Raw genomic sequence first — 18,134 nt, 5'->3', positions numbered from 1 at the left:
TGATTTCTGGAAGGAGGGGGACATATGGCTGAAAAATCTGCCCGTTCAAAAGAGGTTGAAAATGAATTAACCCTTGAACAAGTAAAAGACCAGATTACCGAGCTGGGAAAAAAAATTGGTGTCCTTGCCTACGATGATATTGCTGAAAAAATGGCTAATTTTGATCTGGAATCTGATCAAATGGATGAATTTTATGAATTCCTAGGTGATCAAGGAATAGAATTAGTCGGAGAAAGTGACGAGGAAGACCCAAATGCTAATCAATTAGCAAAAGAAGATGATGATGAATTTGATTTAAATGATCTTAGCGTGCCTCCTGGAGTTAAGATTAATGACCCTGTCCGTATGTACTTGAAGGAAATTGGCCGAGTTGATTTACTTTCAGCTGAAGAGGAAATTTCCTTGGCAAACCGGATTGAACAAGGTGATGAAGAAGCGAAACGACGTCTTGCAGAAGCAAACCTGCGACTTGTTGTTAGTATTGCCAAACGTTATGTTGGCCGTGGAATGCTATTCCTTGATTTAATTCAAGAAGGAAATATGGGTCTTATTAAAGCGGTAGAAAAATTTGACTATCGCAAAGGCTTTAAGTTTAGTACGTATGCCACTTGGTGGATTCGTCAGGCTATTACACGCGCGATTGCCGACCAAGCTCGTACAATCCGTATTCCGGTTCACATGGTTGAAACCATTAATAAATTAATTCGAGTTCAGCGACAATTACTACAGGATCTTGGCCGCGAACCAACTCCTGAAGAAATTGGTGAGGATATGGATTTAACTCCTGATAAGGTAAGAGAAATCCTTAAAATTGCGCAGGAACCCGTTTCCCTCGAAACTCCAATTGGAGAGGAAGACGATTCGCATCTTGGCGATTTTATCGAGGATCAGGACGCAACCTCTCCTTCTGAGCATGCAGCATATGAATTGCTTAAAGAGCAGCTAGAGGACGTTTTAGATACATTAACCGACCGCGAAGAAAATGTTCTTCGTTTGCGTTTCGGCTTAGATGATGGACGTACCCGTACTCTAGAAGAGGTAGGTAAGGTTTTCGGTGTAACTAGAGAACGTATCCGCCAAATTGAAGCAAAAGCATTGCGTAAATTGCGACATCCTAGCCGCAGTAAGCGTCTTAAAGACTTTTTAGAATAAAACCCCTCTAAATAGTTTACTTCTTTATTGAAGTAAACTATTTTTTTTACTTAAAAGACTTTTGTTTTTTATTTTACTGAATTGTCTTTCATTTTGCAAATAGACGCCAAAATACTTTTTTGCCTTAAATGAGTTAAATGTTTTTCTGGAAAAGGAATTATTTGGGTTTTTGCGAACGAAGAGTAGGTTTACACTTCTAATTTCACGTATACCTATATAATAATATTTGTATAAAATTTTTAAATATTGGAAAAAAAGTCCTTGCGTAATATAATTAGAAAGCGCTTATAAAAGATTCCTTAAAGTGGATTAAAATTACCAGAAAAATTGGTTGTTAAAAAGAAAATAGGGAAAAATAGAAAGAGGCTGAGTGGGGATAAAATTTCGGTCTCTTTTATCTTTTTTATAAAGAATATTGGACAAAGTAAGATTAGGACTTTTCCTTCTGTCAATTTTCAAGTAAAATAGTAGTTGTTTGTAGACGTTCTATTATTTAACAGCAGTACTTACATAAGGGAGGTTATAGCATGAAGCGAAATCCGGTTATTCCTTACATTTTGATCTTTGTTTTTGGAATCGGATTAACATTCTTATTATCCTTTAAAGGCCTCGGCGATATGAAAGAGGTTGCGAAGGATAAAAATGGAGGTAAAGGCGCCGAAAAGACAGAAACGGTCGCTTCTAAACCTGAAGACATTTATAAACAAACATGTATTGGCTGCCATGGTGATCAATACCAAGGTGTGGTAGGTCCTTCATTAAAAGGTATCGGCAGTAAGATATCTAAGGATGAGATTATTCACATCATCACAAAAGGTAAAGGCAACATGCCGCCAAACTTAGTTCCACAAGAACAAGCTGAAGCAATGGCAGAGTGGGTATCAAAGATTAAATAAAAAATGTAATTTAAAGAAAGTCCTTTGCATCTGTAAAGGACTTTTTTTATACTTAGAAAAGCGGATAGGTGCTTAGCTTTAAGCGACAATCGAGACAATGGCGCCTAGAGCTGGACAATTCTCGAAGTAGAATGTCTTATTCAGATTATTTATAAGATGGAATTCTAAAAGGTGTGGTGAAGATTTTTGAACACAGATAAATTATCTAACCGTTTGGCGACGGTTGCAAAATATGTTCCAAATGGAGCAAGGCTTGCCGATATCGGCTCAGATCATGCCTATTTACCTTGCTTCCTTGCAAAAAACGAAGCAATTTTATTCGCTATAGCTGGTGAAGTGGTGGAGGGACCATTTAAATCCGCCGTCGGAAATGTACAATCAGAGGGTCTGTCGGAGATTGTTTCGGTTCGTTTCGGTAACGGCTTAGAAGTCATCGAGGTTGGTGAAGTCGATTGCATAACCATTGCGGGGATGGGCGGAGCCCTGATTGCAAATATATTAGAAAATGGGAAAGAGAAGCTACAGACCGTTAGGCGGCTTATTTTACAACCGAATATAAGTGCTGCTTCCATACGAAAATGGCTTATCGAGCACCAATGGGAGCTTATTGCGGAAGAAATTCTAGAGGAAGATGGAAAAATATACGAGGTTTTGGTAGCTGAAAATGGCGACACTTTTAAACCATATAAAAACACCCAATTAGAACTTGGGCTTTTAGTAGGTCCCTTTTTATTAAATAAAAAAGATGAAGCATTTAAAAAGAAATGGCATTTGGAAATGGAAAATTGGAAAAGAATTTATTCCCAGCTTGAAGGGGCGGCAACTACCGAAGAAACTGAGCTGAAAAAACAGGAACTTTTAGAGAAAATTAAAATGGTAGAGGAGGCGCTAGGGGATGAAGATAGCGAACGGTCATGAAATTATCCAATTATTTGAACGATTTTCTCCAAAAGGTTTAGCAATGGAGGGCGATAAAATTGGTCTGCAGATTGGCAGGCTCAACAAAAAAATAGACCGAATTATGATTGCCCTTGATGTTCTGGAAGAAGTCATTGACGAAGCGATTGAAAAAAATGTTCAGCTCATTATTGCTCATCATCCTCCTATTTTTCGGCCGCTAAAAAATCTGCTTACAGATACAACTCAGGGAAGAATGATTGAAAAACTGTTAAAACATGATATTGCTGTTTATGCAGCTCATACCAATCTTGATGTGGCTAAGGGGGGGGTTAATGATTTACTTGCAGCAGCTCTTGGCTTGGAAAATTCAAAAGTCCTTGTCCCTACTTATGAAACCCCATTAAAGAAAATGGTTGTTTTTGTACCGAAAAGCCATGAGGAGCAAGTTAGAAAGGCACTTGGAAATGCAGGTGCAGGCTTTATCGGAAATTATAGCCATTGTTCCTTTTCAACAGATGGTACAGGAAGGTTTTTACCTGGTGAAGATACAAAACCATACTTGGGAGTACCCGGACAATTAGAAGAAGCAGTGGAGGTACGGATTGAAACCATTATTCCGGAGCCGTTGCTTAAAAAAGCCATTTCGGGGATGATTAAAGCCCATCCATATGAAGAGGTTGCCTATGATGTCTATCCGGTTGAAAATACAGGTGAAGTACTTGGATTGGGCAGAATTGGAACAGTTCAAGAGATGACATTAAGGGAATTTACCGAGAAAGTAAAAAACGCTCTTGAGGTAGATCAGGTAAGAGTGGTTGGTGATTTAACCGCTAAGATTAAAAAGGTTGCTGTGTTGGGCGGCGACGGAAATAAATATTTTACACAGGCAAAGTTTAGCGGAGCAGATGTCTATGTTACCGGGGATATTTATTATCACACAGCACATGATGCAATGATGTTGGGATTGAATATGATTGACCCAGGTCATAATGTTGAAAAGGTAATGAAAAAAGGAGTTACCGCCGTACTTCAAAAAATGTGTGAAGAATCCGGCTACCAAGTAGAGATATTTCCTTCTGAAATCAATACTGATCCATTTACTTTTGTTTAAGAGTAAAGTTCATGGAAACCGATAATTTATATAAAGCGAAAACCGGTCCATGACCGGTTTTTGTTAACTTTTTTTCACTTTAGGAAGAATCTTGTTCAATGGGACGTTTTTTCTTCGTTCCCATGTGGCTTCATTATTTGGGTCAAATTGTTCAAGAAAACTAATTACTTCTTTGGTGATTGGTGTTGGTGTGGAAGCACCGGCTGTTACAGCCACTGTTTTAGCGTCCTTAATCCATTCAATTTCCAGCTCTTCGATATTCGCAATACGATATGCTTTTGTTCCGGCAATTTCCTCTGAAACCTGTGCAAGACGATTTGAATTATTACTTTTTGGATCGCCAACAACAATTGTCACGTCCGCTTCAGTTGCTTGACCAGCCACCGCCTCTTGACGGATTTGTGTAGCATGACAAATTTCATTATGGACCTCTACATGCGGATACTTTTCCTGAACCTTCTTCATTGTATCTGCGACATCCCATTGGCTCATCGTAGTTTGATTTGTAACGATCAGTTTGTTACTATCGATGTTTAATGCTTCTACATCCTCAGGAGTCTGAACTAAGTGGACAAATCCCGGAGCAACGCCAACAGCACCTTCTGGTTCTGGATGTCCTTTTTTTCCAATATAGATTGTTTGGTAACCCTGACTAGCTTTTTCATGTATTAAATCATGGGTCCTTGTTACGTCCGGGCATGTAGCATCAATCGTAACAAGCCCTTTTTCTTTAGCAATCTGACGAACCTCTGGAGAAATACCGTGGGCTGTAAAAATTACGGTACCTGATTCCACTTTATCAAGGATGTCCTTGCGATTTTCTCCGTCAAGGGTAATAATCCCTTCCTCGGCAAAAGCATCTGTGACATGCTTATTATGAACGAGCATTCCGAGAATATAAATCGGACGTGGTAATGTTTTATCTAATGCGGCATTTCTAGCGATGACCATGGCATCGACAACGCCATAACAATAACCGCGTGGTGATATTTTTATTATTTCCATATAAGTAAGTCCTCCCAAAAAGAACATGAAATTCACAATCTATGTATTTATTATATAAAACTAATAGAAATAAAACAAAGATACATTTTTCCTTTATTTTTATTAACGCCAATAAGGACGTGGCTTCACTGTCCTTTTTTCGACAATAAAAATAAAAAGAATGCTGTTCCCAGCATTCCTGGTTTAAATATAGAGTTTAGGAACTGAAGTTCCTTTCTGACGCTTTGTTTCCTGGTGGTCTGGGCGTTTTCTTGATTCTGATTTTTGACTGCTGGAATGTTTCCTCGTTGTGTGCTGTTTTTTTGGCTGAGTCCGTTTTTTACCTTCTTTAGTAGTGTTAGAGGTAGTTTTTGAACTCGATTCATCCTTGTCTGTGCTTTCGTCAACTTTTGCTGATTCTTCCGTGTGGTCAGGTGCATTTTTTAAACCCCTGTATAATTTCCACATAGCCGGCAAATTTTTGACGAGCGGGCCATACTGCTGGATCATCGGGCCAATGGTTTGCGCCGTTTTTAACACTTGCTGGGTGTTATTTAATAAGCCGTTAATACTACCTGGATTACTTAAGGACTGCAGTAGACCTCCACCACCGGAAGCTGCTCTACCGGCGCCCTGTATAGCTCCAAGTCCATTCATTCCGCCTGCTGGATTGCCTCTTCCTAAAATCCTTGAAAGCAGTCCTCCGCCTCCACCTCTTCCCATTTGTCCGGCCCCGCCCATCATAGGGTTTCCGCCGCCGAACATATTAGTGCCTGGTCCAGCCATCGGATTTCTGCCGCCAAACATACTTGCACCTGGTCCGCCCATTGGGCTTCTGCCGGCAAACGGGTTCATCATTGGTCCGCCTCCGCCAAATGGACTTGATCCTGGTCCCATCATTCGGGGGCCCATTCCCCCTTGCATTCCGTTCATAGGTCCTGGTTGCATCTCTATACCTCCCCCCAAAAAACGTCTTCATGCTTTAAAATATGCATATAACCAATTTTGGTTTAGGTCTAATGCACAGGACAACAGGAATTTTTCTGATTTAAAATGTGATAAAAGGTAAATGATGTAAATAGAAAAAAGATTACTGGAGTTTTGGATGATTATTTACTATAATTGCATGATGGACGAAAAGCGGAAACTCTTGTAAATGCAAGAAAACCATTCCTAAAACAGATTAATTTAATGAGGAGCAATTAAATGAAGGAAAATCAATTTGATCGTTTTAAATTTCAACCTTTTATCATAGAAGCACTAAATCAACAAGGTTTTTATCAGCCAACTGAAATTCAAGAAAAGATGATTCCACTGGTTTTAAAATCAGAAAGCGCCATTGGGCAATCACAAACCGGAACAGGTAAAACACATGCTTTTGTTTTGCCTATTCTTGAAAAAATTAAACCGGAGGTTCAGCAGGTTCAAGCAGTCATTACCGCCCCAACAAGGGAACTAGCCTCGCAAATTTATCATCAAATTTTAAAAATGACAGAACATTGCAGCGCAGAACAAGCGATCATGACTAGATGTTATATTGGTGGAACGGACAAGCAGCGGACAATTGATAAATTAAAGGTGCAGCCTCATATTGTGGTAGGGACACCTGGAAGAATTAAGGATCTTATGACAGAGCAAGCCTTATTTGTGCATACTGCGGATACTCTCGTTGTCGATGAAGCAGATATGATGCTCGATATGGGATTTATTGAAGATTTGGATCAAGTTGCGGCGAAAATGCCGGAAAAATTACAAATGTTAGTTTTTTCTGCAACCATTCCCGAAAAGCTGAAACCGTTTCTTAAAAAATATATGGAAAACCCAAAAATTATCCAAATTGATTCAAAACAAAGGGCAGCAGTTAATTTAGAGCATATTCTTTTACCATCAAGACATCGAAATAAAAAACAATTGGTTCATGATGCATTACTAGCTTACAATCCTTATTTGGCTATTGTTTTTACGAATACCAAAAAAATGGCGGAAGAAGTCGCTGGTTTTTTAATTGAAAAAGGGTTAAAGGTTGGTAGAGTCCATGGGGATTTAAATCCGCGTGAACGTAAGAAAATGATGAAACAAATTCAAGACCTTGAATTCCAATATATTGTTGCCACCGATTTGGCTGCAAGAGGAATTGATATTGAAGGGGTCAGCCACGTCATTAACTATGAATTGCCGACGGATTTAGATTTTTATGTTCATCGGGTAGGGAGAACGGCAAGAGCCGGAAATTCGGGGATTGCTCTTACCATCTACGATCTTTCCGATGAAGATGCCCTTAACCGTTTAGAAAAAATGGGGATCCAATTTAAATATGTAGATCTTAAAAATGAAGAATTTGTTGAGATAGAGGACCGAAATAGGCGTAAAACAAGGGTTAAGCAAGAAGACGAGGCGGATAAAATTGCTAAGTCAATGATTAAAAAACCGCAAAAGGTTAAACCGGGCTATAAAAAGAAAATGCAATGGGAAATGGATAAAATTAAAAAACGGCAGCGAAAATTAAACCAGAGAAAAAAATAACGAGTGAATGGAGAGGGACAAATGTTGAAAATTGGATCTCACGTTTCCATGAGCGGCAAGAACATGCTTCTGGCTGCAAGTGAAGAAGCTGTATCATATGGTGCAAATACGTTCATGATTTATACCGGCGCTCCACAAAACACACGAAGAAAAAAGATTGAGGATTTGAACATCGAAGCCGGAAGAAGACATATGGAAGAGAACGGGATTTCTGAAATTGTTGTTCATGCCCCCTATATTATTAATATTGGGAATACAACAAATCCGGATACCTTTGAATTAGGTGTAAGATTCCTTCGGTCAGAAATTGAGCGGACAGAAGCACTCGGAGCAAAGCAAATTGTTCTCCATCCCGGTGCACATGTCGGTGAGGGAACAGAAGCAGGTATTAAAAAAATTATTGAAGGATTAAATGAAGTCTTAACTGGAAAAGAAAATTTGCAAATAGCATTGGAAACAATGGCGGGGAAAGGCTCGGAATGCGGGAAATCCTTTGAGGAACTTGCGATGATAATCGATGGAGTTACCTATAGTGATAAGCTTTCAGTTTGTTTTGATACCTGCCATACCCACGATGCCGGCTATAATATTGTCGAAGATTTTGATGGTGTATTAAATGAATTTGATAAAATAATTGGAATTGACCGCTTAAAGGTTCTGCATATTAATGATAGTAAGAATGCTGTCGGAATGAGAAAGGACCGTCATGAAAATATTGGATTTGGGCATATTGGTTTTACTGCCCTGAACTATATTATTCACCATCCGCAGCTTACGGACATTCCTAAAATTTTAGAAACTCCATTTGTCGGCGAGGATAAAAATAATAAAAAGGCTCCTTATAAATTTGAAATTGCTATGCTTCTTGAACAGAAGTTCAATGACAATCTACTTGATGAAATCATGCAATCATAATCAAAAAAGCTGTGCGACTTTGCACAGCTTTTTTGAATCCTAATTAGCTTTTGTTAATTGCATAAATAGTTTATTTACTTCACGTGCTGTTTCCGGTCCGGCGGCTTTGGCTATTTCTTTTACTAATGCAGCGCGTTCACGGTCATCAAAAATATTAATATTTTTTCCTCGTAAGTATTCAGCGATTTTTTTCGCTTGGGTTCGGTTTACCGAAATATTAAATTGCATGGCATACTTTAATAATTCTTCGGCAGTAATGGTATTAATTTTATGATTAATGATGTTTTCAAATATCCTCACCTTCATCACTCCTCTGTGCTAATGTATGAAAAAGGAGGAAGAATGTGACTCATCCTAAAGAATTTTATGGGCGTATTTTGAATTACTTTACAACTGGGAAGACCTATTGTATACTACATGATATTAAATCGGAATGATTCTTAAAATTAAAGGTGAGAGTTCAGCATATGCAATCAATCATTGAAATTAAGCATCTTTTTTATCGTTATGAAAAAGATACGGTCCTTGAGGACATTAATCTTTCAGTTCCAGACGGCTCTTTTTTAGCGATTGTCGGACCAAACGGTTCAGGAAAGTCAACGCTTTTAAAGCTAATCCTAGGTCTTTTGAAACCGCAAAAAGGCGATATTTATTTATTCAACCAAGAGCTAAGTAAATTTAAAGATTGGCAAAAAATTGGTTATGTCTCCCAAAAGGCCAATTCTTTTAATACCGGATTCCCGGCAACTGTATTCGAAGTCGTCTCGAGCGGCCTAACAAAAAAAATAGGGATGTTCCGGTTCTTTAAGAAAGAACATTCACAAAGGGTAATGGAGGCACTCGAGGCAGTCGGAATGGATAAATTCAGCAGGCGGAATATTGGTGAGCTTTCAGGTGGTCAACAGCAGAGAGTATTCATAGCACGTGCACTTGTCAGCGAACCGAAGCTCTTAATCCTAGATGAACCGACGGTCGGAGTAGACGCACAAAATGTAAATTCGTTTTATCAAATGCTGGGAAATTTAAATCACAAGAGGGGAATTACCCTTTTACTGGTGACCCATGATATTGGCACGATATCAGAAAAGGTAACACAAGTCGCCTGCCTAAATAAACATATGCATTTTCACGGGGATACAGAGGAATTTGAGAGGTATAGAACAGAAGGTATCTCGGATTTCTATGGGCATGGTGTTCACATGCTATCCCATCAACATGATCATGGAGGCGAGTCAGATTGATTCAAGGAATTTTTCATTATGAATTTTTACAAAATGCCTTTTTAACCGGAATCATGATTGGCTTCCTCGCTCCTTTATTAGGTGTATTCATTGTTGTAAGAAGACTTTCCTTAATTGCCGATGCCTTAAGCCATGTTACGCTGGCAGGAATTGCAGCAAGTCTTTTAATCGAAAAATACTTCACGGTGATGGCGGGGTTAAATCCACTTTATTTGGGGATGGCCTTTTCAGTGGGCGGCTCCTTATTTATTGAAAAGCTAAGAGGAGTTTATAAACATTACCAAGAATTAGCGATTCCGATTATCCTTTCAAGCGGGATTGGACTTGGAGTTATCTTTATTTCACTTGCCAATGGATTCAACACTGATTTATTTAGTTATTTGTTTGGCAGTGTATCGGCGGTTAGCCGTACTGATTTATGGGTTATTTTTATTATTTGTCTTTTAGTCGTTCTTGCAATTATTTTATTGTATAAAGAATTGTTTTTATTATCATTTGATGAAGAGCATGCCAAGGCATCTGGAATTGCAGCCAAAAGTATTCATTTTATTTTTATCGTAATGGTCGCACTTGTCATAGCGGCTTCGATGCGGATTGTCGGAATTCTATTGGTTTCCTCGTTAATGACTTTACCTGTTGCTGCAAGTATCCGAATTGCCAAGGGGTTTAAACAGACTATTTTCTTTTCAGTGCTCTTTGGGGAAATCGCTGTAATGGGAGGACTCTTTACTGCTTATTATTTAGATTTGGCACCAGGTGGAACGATTGTCATGATTGCAGTTCTTATTTTAATTTTTTCCATTCTTTCTAAAAAAATGACCGTTCATAAACAGGTGCAATAGAGGTGAAACACGTGAACGTTAATGATGCAATACAATATTTAAAAGAAAAGGGTTTTAAGCACACAGGGAAAAGGGAAGAAATGCTGCAGCTATTTGCGGATAGTGATAAATATTTAACGGCTAAGGATGTGTTAGACCGATTAAAAGAAGGGTATCCTGGATTGAGTTTTGATACCATCTACCGCAATCTTTCTTTATTTGTAAAAATGGGAATCCTGGAAATGACTGAATTGTCGGGGGAAAAGCATTTTCGTTTTACCTGCTCCCATCATAGCCACCACCATCATTTTATTTGCCTTGACTGCGGAAAGACAAAAGAGATTGAAACTTGTCCCATGAATGAGTTAAGTGAGGATTTAATCGGGTATGATATATCGGGCCATAAATTTGAGATTTACGGAAGATGCCCGGACTGTATCCAATAAAGATAATAAAAAAACAGTTTGTTTAAATAAGCTGTTAGGCTGTCGAAAATCTTTCGATAGCCTTTTATTTTATTTGTTACTTTAATAATTCACAGCGTTAATTTATTCTAATTTTAGAGTTTTGTCGTGCAACAAGTTTGTTGATTTCCCCTCCAGGACCTCCCCGTGGAAAGCGAGTGACCGGAGCGGAAATCAACAGGCCCTTTTGCAGGGACAATCAATAAATTTGACAAAGTAAAAAATTGAAAATACCCTTTCTGTAAAAAAAACAGCTTGTCATTGATCTGCCCCCCCTAAGTTGGATTATTAGTCCAACCTAAGGGGGTCACTTCATCATAACAAGATGTTTTTTTTGTAATTAAACGGTTAGTATCGCTTTTTTTTCTTCATGATTTGTTTTTAACCAATGTTCAACCCATTTAAATGCTTCAAACCAATTGTTGACACGGACCACCCCAGATGGAATTGGATCTTGGTTATAGGGGGTATTAAATAAAATAACCGGGATATGACATTCTTCATGTATCATTACAGCATTATCGTGCTTATCCTCAAAAAATATGTCAACCCGATGTTTTTTTACCGTCTCAACTTTATCATGTGATCCAATTAAATCAATGTTATGGTAGGTTAACCCTTTTTTTCTGAACCAATTTTTTGTATTTTCTAGTAAATGTGGGCCGCGGGCGCTGATGAAATATAGTTGATGTTGATCCTTCCACATATTTAGAATATCGTCAGCACCGTCTGAAAGAGGTGACTCCTCATAGATCTTTGGCTCGTTTTCACTAAACCATTTTGAAAATTCCTCTTCCGGAACATTTACAAAGGGAGTCAAATCGTATTGGTTTATATCGGAAAGGTGAAGATTTAACCCAAAGTCTTTATTTATAAAGGGTAAAAGCGCTGAAGGACTTGTTACCGTTCCATCAATGTCAATGCCAAATTTTTTTTTCATTGCCGTCACCTACATTGCTAATTAGTATCTTATTTTATTGTACCAAAGAGAGTTATTACACTAAAGCTAAATATTTTTGAAGTTCTTGAAGAAAAACCCTATTGCAGACAAACATTAACAAACTAAAAAGAAAAAGAAAACAAATACTAATAAGGCTCCTATAACTGAAAGTGAGGGATCAAGATGGCAGACCAAGAGAGAGACACTGGGGTGCGTGAAAATACCGAAAGTGCATACATTGGACAAGACATCCCAAATAACCCTTCAGACTATAGGGAAGAAACGGCAGCAGAAATTGCTGCACCTATACCTGTTGCTAGGCGGAGGGAACATGATGATATTAGAGGCCGGGCAGAGGCTGGAACGGGTACTGGTTATGTTGCATTAGCACTATCGATTTTATCTCTGTTTGTATTGCCGATTCTTTTTGGTGCAGCAGGTATTGTGTTAGGATTCATTGCTAGAGGCAGAGGTGCAACTGGTCTCGGTGCATGGGCAATCGGGATTGGTGTCGTATCGATTATCATCGGTATTTTTATCCTCCCATTCTTTTAACCAATAACCTGCAATAGGGGCAATTGATACGAAAAAACCCGGTAGTTTTTAATTAACTACCGGGTTTTTTCTTATCTCGTCACTTTTTCTTCTGCAGCTTTTTTCCTGAAATATTCCTCTGCGACTTGGTCTATTTCTTTTTTCAATTCTTCGACCATTTGGTCTTCTGGAACTTTACGGACAATTTCTCCTTTTCTAAATAACAGGCCTTCACCGCGGGCACCTGCAATCCCAATATCAGCTTCCCGTGCCTCACCAGGACCATTGACAGCACATCCCAGCACAGAAACCTTGATAGGGGCCTTAATGTTCTGAATGTATTCTTCCACTTCATTAGCAATACTAATTAAGTCGATTTCAATCCGTCCACATGTAGGACATGAAATGAGTGTTGCGGCATTGGAGGAAAGTCCAAATACCTTTAAAAGTTCTCTTGCTACTTTGACTTCTTCAACAGGGTCCGCACTTAAAGATACTCGAAGTGTGTTTCCAATCCCTTTGTTGATGATTGCTCCTAATCCAGCTGCACTTTTCACTGTTCCGGAAAAGAGTGTCCCCGATTCTGTAATCCCCAAATGTAGTGGATAATCAAAAGCACGAGCAGCTTTTTCATATGCTTCAATTGCAAGATTGACATCAGATGCTTTCATGGAAACAATGATGTCGTGGAAATCGAGATCTTCAAGAATTTTGATATGATGGAGGGCGCTTTCGACCATTCCATCAGCAGTTGGATAGCCGTATTTTTCAATGATTCGCTTTTCAAGAGAGCCGGCGTTTACACCGATACGGATTGGAATCCCGCGTTCTTTTGCCGCTTTTACAACAGCTTCAACTTTTTCTCGTTTTCCAATATTACCAGGATTGATACGGATTTTATCTGCTCCGCCTTCAATCGCCTTTAATGCCAATTTATAATCAAAATGGATGTCAACTACAAGTGGAATATTAATTCTTTTTTTAATTTCAGATATAGCATTGGCAGCACGCTCATCCGGACAAGCTACCCTGACAATTTGACATCCGGCTTCCTCTAGTCGCTTGATTTCGGCTACTGTAGCCTCGACATCATGTGTTTTAGTGGTTGTCATACTTTGTATAATGATTTCATTGTTTCCGCCAATCGTTAAATTACCAACTTTAATTGGCCGGGTTTTCGTACGATGTATAATTTCACTCACGTGGAATTCGCTCCTTTAAATTGGAATTCGAATAAAAGGTAAATAATAATCAAATCAATTTATTTTATCAGTCATTTACTAATCTTGACAAGACAAACGGTTTTATCCCGATTACTTAGATTAATCAGAACTTGATTAATTTGAATAATCAGGAAATTGATAAGTGGCCCCAACTTGAATTTTTTCGGGTGAATATCCAGGATTTAAAAGTTTGAAATCCTTTACTAAATCGGTAATCGACACGGGCAGGGGCTTCTTTAATTGATGTTCAACAATGGATATCACCGTTTCACCTGGTTCAACGGTTGCTTCAAAAGAAGGAATAGCTGATTTTTTTTGTGAATTAGGTTCGACCTTTGCCTCGACTGTTTGGATTGAATCGCTTGGCAGCGTACCGACCGTTAAGTCAATGTATATAACATATATAATCAAAGCAGTAAGCACTAGACCAAATAATTTCTTCATATGTACAGACCTCCAAAAGGAAAGTTTGTACATTTTTATGCTTGTCCACTTTTAAATAGACCAAAAAACACACCAAAAATGGTGTGTTTAGTCGATTTTTTTCGGTTTTGGTATTTCATTGATTGCTAAATATAACACAATGATGATGACAAACCAGTTAATTAAAAAGCTGTTTGGTACAGAGGTCTTTAATGCAGCCATAATGGTGAAGAATAGGGTCGGTAATGTTTCACTATAAGCAGCCATTCTCCATAAATGACGGTAATTTAATTTTCTTCCTAGAAGGTTTTTTAATGCTAATCCAATAAAGGCTAAAACGGAAACCTCAATAAAACTTGCCGCACTTGAAAATAAATAAATTAAAAGAGCAGCGATCGGAATAATGATCGTTTTCATATCGTCTAAAGCTTGAATGAAGTCCATTAAATCATTTTGAGCTATGTGTAATCCTTGAAGCATTGAATAAGGATAGGTTTGGACCTCTCCACCGGAGGCTAATACAAACTCGTCCTTTAATAAGGCAAAGGCATTTTCCTCATCGGCAACATCCTTTTCAGAGACAGCTCCTGTCGGATCAAGCATGATGGAGAATTGATTTTTATTGATGGTAATGGGAACTTTCGTATCTGCTTCAAGTTTGCCGTTCTTAATTTCAAATGAAGGAATTTCATCTTTAATAACAGTCCTTGCCGTGTCAATACCGTTTGCAAGGGAAGTACTTAAATAATATACAGACGGGAGAATAGAAATGAAAGTAAGGAAAAATACATATAAAATTGTTTTTCCAATACCCTGAAACCGAAATAGAGCTATATCCTTAGGGGAATATAAACTTTTATAAAATTGTTTAAAAATATTCATAATGACCACCTTTATATTGATTCACCATTCTATTGTAGCCGCTTAAAGCGTTATATACAAGAATGATCAAAGTTAACAAAGGTAAATTGAAAATTCCTCGCTTAATTAATTCCGCAAATTTCATTTTTACAATTCTGGCAGTCAACTTCTTGTTTCAGGTAACTTAATTTTTTGATAATGAATTTTTGCTGATCATAGGAAATGATTTCTTTCTCTCTCAAATCTTTTAATAATCGTTGAATGACTTCCCGTGTTCCAAATGTTAAATTGGCTAGCTCCTGATGGGTTATGGGGATGTCGATGAGAATTCCATCAGGAGTTGCAACCCCGTAGGAATTGCTAAGACGAATTAAAATTGAATATAAACCGCCCCTTTTTCCATTCATAATTAAATCCATGCATTTTATTTGGGCCTTGATATAACTGATGCTCAACCAAGCGAAGAGAGCATTCATGGCATCTGGATCTAAGGAAACAAATTCTTCAAATTGCTCCTTTTTAATCATGATTAGTTCACAGTCTGTGTGTGTTTTTGCGTTAAATTGGTAATAGGGGTTTTTAGAAAAAAGCTGATACTCTACCAGAATTTCATGATGACTTAAAATTTTTAGTGTAAAGTCCTTGCCGCTTTCATGAACCCTCCCAATAGCGATACTTCCTTTAACTATTAAGTATATATAGTTTACAAGCTCCTTTTCTTGAAATAGAATCGTGCCAGCTTTAACTTGTTGAATGGGCTCATTTATAGAAAAAAAATTATGTAATAACTGATAGATCATCATATTTGATTTTTGCATATTCTCCACTCCTCAATTTGATTTAAATGCGGAAAGGGTATCCTGTCAATAAGTGGTTTTTCATTAATTAGAGACAGGTTTTTCTCATTTAGCTCTAAATGTTGATAGAACAACCTTTTGAAATCATGACAACTTTTTGAAAAATTCCAGGGATAGCAATATGTTTTTTTATTTACCTTTTTGATGAATAAAAACTGATATTCAGGGGATTGTATCTTTGTGGTATTAGCGCAGGCATTTCATTTGAAACCGGCTGATATATTTGGTAATCTTAAGGAGAAAAGCTTTAGAAATATTCTAATATCATTATGATTTTAGTTTACTAAGGCCCAAAATAAAAACGTATACATAGGAGGATGTAACATGGCATTCGAATTACCACAATTACCTTATGCAGAAGATGCACTTGAGCCACACATCGACAAAGAAACAATGAACATTCACCACACTAGACACCACAATACGTATGTAACAAACTTAAACAACGCTTTAGCAGGAAATGAAGAGTTATTATCTAAGTCTGTTGAAGAAGTAATCTCTAACTTAGATGCAGTTCCTGAAGCTGCACGTACTGCTGTACGTAACAATGGCGGCGGACATGCTAACCACTCTTTATTCTGGACAATTCTTTCTCCAAACGGCGGCGGTGCACCATCTGGCGAATTAGCTGATGCCATCAACAGCAAATTTGGCAGCCTTGAAGCTTTCAAAGAAGAATTTGCTAAAGCAGCAACTACTCGTTTCGGTTCCGGCTGGGCTTGGTTGGCTGTAAATAACGGAGAATTAGAAGTTACTAGCACTCCTAACCAAGACTCTCCATTAATGGAAGGTAAAACTCCAATTCTTGGTCTTGATGTTTGGGAGCATGCTTACTACTTAAAATATCAAAACAAGCGCCCTGACTACATCGGTGCATTCTGGAATGTAGTAAACTGGGATGAAGTAGCGAAGCGTTACAGCGCAGCGAAATAATTATGTATTGAAAAGGACAGCTAACTTTTAGCTGTCTTTTTTAATGGAATTGTTTGCAGAAAGGTGAATAAGAAAATCTTGCTTGTTAAAGACTACCCTTATGAAAAAGGGGAGTTTTTATGGCAAAAAAATTTAAGTTTTTGGGTGAAGTAGAACTAACAAAGGATCTCACATTATTGCTATTAATTGGTGGATTATATTCCCTAAGCGTTGCTCTTTCCAACACATTTGTGAACATTTACTTATGGAAACAAACAGGACAATATTCTGATTTGGCATTGTACAACCTATCCATTGTTGTTCTTCAGCCATTGACCTTTATTTTAGCCGGAAAATGGGCGAAGAAAATTGACCGAGTCATTGTTCTTAGAATTGGTGTAATCTTTCTGACATTCTTTTACGTAACTGTTTTAGTAGCCGGGAAACATGCATCAACCTATCTTCTGCTTTTAGGAAGCCTTTTGGGGATTGGCTACGGGTTTTATTGGCTCGCCTATAATGTTTTAACATTTGAAATAACCGAGCCGGAAACTCGAGATTTCTTTAACGGTTTTTTAGGGATTTTATCATCGGCAGGAGGTATGATTGGTCCTCTAGCAGCAGGGATTATCATCACACGATTTGAGAAATTTGCTGGTTATTCCATTGTCTTTGGCTTATCACTTAGTTTATTTGCTCTCGCTGTTTTCTTAAGCTTTTCTTTAAAACGCAGGCCAGCGCATGGAAAGTATTGTTTTACGAGAATTTTGGCGGAAAGAAAACAAAATGAAAATTGGCGTCTCGTAACGAATGCTCATTTTTTTCAGGGCTTAAGAGAAGGGACGTTTTTGTTTGTCATTTCTGTATTCGTGTACATTTCAACAGGCAGTGAAATGGCCTTAGGAACTTATGGCCTCCTTAATTCCGGTATTTCCTTTATTGCCTATTACTTTGCCTCAAGGTTAATTAAAAAAAGAGCCAGAAAAAAAGCGATTCTCATTGGCGGCATCCTTCTTTATTTAGCGATCTTGTTAATTGTTTGGGATGTGAATTTCGTTAAATTGTTAATTTATGCAGCCACCATTGCGATTGCTTACCCACTTTTGCTGGTACCATACATTTCAACTACATATGATGTCATTGGTACAGGGTGGAAAGCAGCTGAAATGAGGATTGAATATATTGTTGTTCGGGAAATTTTCTTGAATGTTGGCAGGGTTGTTTCGATTTTATTATTCTTAGTCGCCATTACTTGGTTTAATGAGAAAAACAGTATCCCGATCCTCCTATTAATATTAGGGGCGGGACATACATGTATTTATTGGTTTATCAAACGAGTTCAAATACCTACTGCCTAAAGCGATGAGAAGAAATTTA

The 18,134-nt window shown here is 38.0% G+C and carries 20 protein-coding genes; 12 read left to right on the top strand and 8 right to left on the bottom strand.

Features of this window, described 5'->3' with window-relative positions; all coding sequences use genetic code 11:
• The first annotated feature begins 24 nt into the window (after positions 1–24).
• The 4 genes from rpoD (at position 25) to RCG21_RS25645 (ending at position 4,059) form a co-directional block, all read left to right on the top strand.
• Complete coding sequence (rpoD, locus tag RCG21_RS25660) at positions 25–1,152, top strand: RNA polymerase sigma factor RpoD (RefSeq protein WP_026572424.1); 1,128 nt, start codon at positions 25–27, stop codon at positions 1,150–1,152.
• A gap of 527 nt (positions 1,153–1,679) precedes the next feature.
• On the top strand, positions 1,680–2,048 hold the full coding sequence (gene cccA, locus RCG21_RS25655) for a cytochrome c550 (RefSeq protein ID WP_026572426.1): 369 nt from the start codon (positions 1,680–1,682) through the stop codon (positions 2,046–2,048).
• A gap of 186 nt (positions 2,049–2,234) precedes the next feature.
• The gene (locus RCG21_RS25650; RefSeq protein ID WP_133334520.1) at positions 2,235–2,966 is read left to right on the top strand and encodes a tRNA (adenine(22)-N(1))-methyltransferase; all 732 of its coding nucleotides are present in this window, start codon (positions 2,235–2,237) and stop codon (positions 2,964–2,966) included.
• A complete protein-coding gene (locus tag RCG21_RS25645) occupies positions 2,944–4,059 on the top strand; it encodes a Nif3-like dinuclear metal center hexameric protein (RefSeq protein WP_133334521.1) in 1,116 nt (371 codons plus the stop codon). Before RCG21_RS25650 ends, RCG21_RS25645 begins: the two co-directional genes overlap by 23 nt.
• A gap of 63 nt (positions 4,060–4,122) precedes the next feature.
• Here RCG21_RS25645 and RCG21_RS25640 read toward each other — a convergent pair whose 3' ends face one another.
• The gene (locus tag RCG21_RS25640; RefSeq protein ID WP_133334522.1) at positions 4,123–5,064 is read right to left on the bottom strand and encodes a 4-hydroxy-3-methylbut-2-enyl diphosphate reductase; all 942 of its coding nucleotides are present in this window, start codon (positions 5,062–5,064) and stop codon (positions 4,123–4,125) included.
• Positions 5,065–5,247: 183 nt separating this feature from the next.
• On the bottom strand, positions 5,248–5,991 hold the full coding sequence (gene vrrA / locus RCG21_RS25635; protein WP_133334523.1) for a VrrA/YqfQ family protein: 744 nt from the start codon (positions 5,989–5,991) through the stop codon (positions 5,248–5,250).
• 258 nt (positions 5,992–6,249) lie between these two features.
• On the opposite strand from vrrA, the gene RCG21_RS25630 reads away from it, so the two are divergent.
• Together RCG21_RS25630 and RCG21_RS25625 are read left to right on the top strand one after the other, a co-directional pair.
• Positions 6,250–7,566 carry a DEAD/DEAH box helicase gene (locus RCG21_RS25630; RefSeq protein ID WP_133334524.1) on the top strand — a complete coding sequence of 439 codons (1,317 nt, stop codon included), beginning with the start codon at positions 6,250–6,252 and terminating at the stop codon, positions 7,564–7,566.
• Positions 7,567–7,587: 21 nt separating this feature from the next.
• On the top strand, positions 7,588–8,481 hold the full coding sequence (locus tag RCG21_RS25625) for a deoxyribonuclease IV (protein ID WP_133334525.1): 894 nt from the start codon (positions 7,588–7,590) through the stop codon (positions 8,479–8,481).
• 39 nt (positions 8,482–8,520) lie between these two features.
• Here RCG21_RS25625 and RCG21_RS25620 read toward each other — a convergent pair whose 3' ends face one another.
• On the bottom strand, positions 8,521–8,781 hold the full coding sequence (locus RCG21_RS25620) for a DUF2624 domain-containing protein (protein ID WP_133334526.1): 261 nt from the start codon (positions 8,779–8,781) through the stop codon (positions 8,521–8,523).
• Between the two features lie 167 nt (positions 8,782–8,948).
• Between RCG21_RS25620 and RCG21_RS25615 the strand changes: the two genes are divergently transcribed.
• The 3 genes from RCG21_RS25615 to zur are packed head-to-tail and all read left to right on the top strand — an operon-like array spanning position 8,949 to position 10,989.
• Positions 8,949–9,722 (top strand): metal ABC transporter ATP-binding protein, encoded by a 774-nt coding sequence (locus RCG21_RS25615; RefSeq protein WP_133334527.1) that lies wholly within the window; start codon positions 8,949–8,951, stop codon positions 9,720–9,722.
• The gene (locus RCG21_RS25610; RefSeq protein ID WP_026572435.1) at positions 9,719–10,564 is read left to right on the top strand and encodes a metal ABC transporter permease; all 846 of its coding nucleotides are present in this window, start codon (positions 9,719–9,721) and stop codon (positions 10,562–10,564) included. The genes RCG21_RS25615 and RCG21_RS25610 overlap by 4 nt, the downstream gene beginning before the upstream one ends.
• Positions 10,565–10,575: 11 nt before the next feature.
• Positions 10,576–10,989, top strand: a complete 414-nt coding sequence (gene zur, locus RCG21_RS25605) for a zinc uptake transcriptional repressor Zur (RefSeq protein WP_133334528.1) — start codon at positions 10,576–10,578, stop codon at positions 10,987–10,989.
• 358 nt (positions 10,990–11,347) lie between these two features.
• On the opposite strand, the gene RCG21_RS25600 is transcribed toward zur, so the two are convergent.
• Positions 11,348–11,947, bottom strand: a complete 600-nt coding sequence (locus tag RCG21_RS25600) for a hypothetical protein (protein WP_133334529.1) — start codon at positions 11,945–11,947, stop codon at positions 11,348–11,350.
• 183 nt (positions 11,948–12,130) lie between these two features.
• On the opposite strand from RCG21_RS25600, the gene RCG21_RS25595 reads away from it, so the two are divergent.
• Positions 12,131–12,502, top strand: coding sequence for a hypothetical protein (locus RCG21_RS25595; RefSeq protein WP_051590888.1), 372 nt, complete (start codon positions 12,131–12,133; stop codon positions 12,500–12,502).
• Between the two features lie 71 nt (positions 12,503–12,573).
• Here the strand turns inward: RCG21_RS25595 and ispG are convergent, their stop codons facing one another.
• The 4 genes from ispG to RCG21_RS25575 all read right to left on the bottom strand — a co-directional run bounded on the left by ispG (position 12,574) and on the right by RCG21_RS25575 (position 15,806).
• Positions 12,574–13,674: a flavodoxin-dependent (E)-4-hydroxy-3-methylbut-2-enyl-diphosphate synthase gene (ispG, locus tag RCG21_RS25590; RefSeq protein ID WP_208025366.1), complete on the bottom strand. Its 1,101-nt coding sequence runs from the start codon at positions 13,672–13,674 to the stop codon at positions 12,574–12,576.
• A 144-nt stretch (positions 13,675–13,818) separates the two neighbouring features.
• A complete protein-coding gene (gene yqfZ, locus RCG21_RS25585; protein ID WP_133334531.1) occupies positions 13,819–14,148 on the bottom strand; it encodes a protein YqfZ in 330 nt (109 codons plus the stop codon).
• Positions 14,149–14,235: 87 nt separating this feature from the next.
• Complete coding sequence (locus RCG21_RS25580) at positions 14,236–15,009, bottom strand: DUF1189 domain-containing protein (protein ID WP_133334532.1); 774 nt, start codon at positions 15,007–15,009, stop codon at positions 14,236–14,238.
• Positions 15,010–15,110: 101 nt separating this feature from the next.
• Entirely contained in the window at positions 15,111–15,806 is a 696-nt protein-coding gene (locus RCG21_RS25575) for a Crp/Fnr family transcriptional regulator (protein ID WP_308913885.1), read from the bottom strand.
• A gap of 363 nt (positions 15,807–16,169) precedes the next feature.
• Between RCG21_RS25575 and RCG21_RS25570 the strand changes: the two genes are divergently transcribed.
• Together RCG21_RS25570 and RCG21_RS25565 are read left to right on the top strand one after the other, a co-directional pair.
• Positions 16,170–16,778: a superoxide dismutase gene (locus tag RCG21_RS25570; RefSeq protein WP_133334534.1), complete on the top strand. Its 609-nt coding sequence runs from the start codon at positions 16,170–16,172 to the stop codon at positions 16,776–16,778.
• A 119-nt stretch (positions 16,779–16,897) separates the two neighbouring features.
• Positions 16,898–18,115: an MFS transporter gene (locus tag RCG21_RS25565; RefSeq protein ID WP_133334535.1), complete on the top strand. Its 1,218-nt coding sequence runs from the start codon at positions 16,898–16,900 to the stop codon at positions 18,113–18,115.
• Positions 18,116–18,134 lie beyond the last annotated feature (19 nt).

It is taken from the genome of Bacillus salipaludis (assembly GCF_030938565.1).
GTDB lineage: Bacteria > Bacillota > Bacilli > Bacillales > Cytobacillaceae > Neobacillus > Neobacillus salipaludis_A.
The sequence above is the reverse complement of the archived record's forward strand: the minus strand, read 5'-3'. Positions and strand labels throughout refer to the sequence as shown.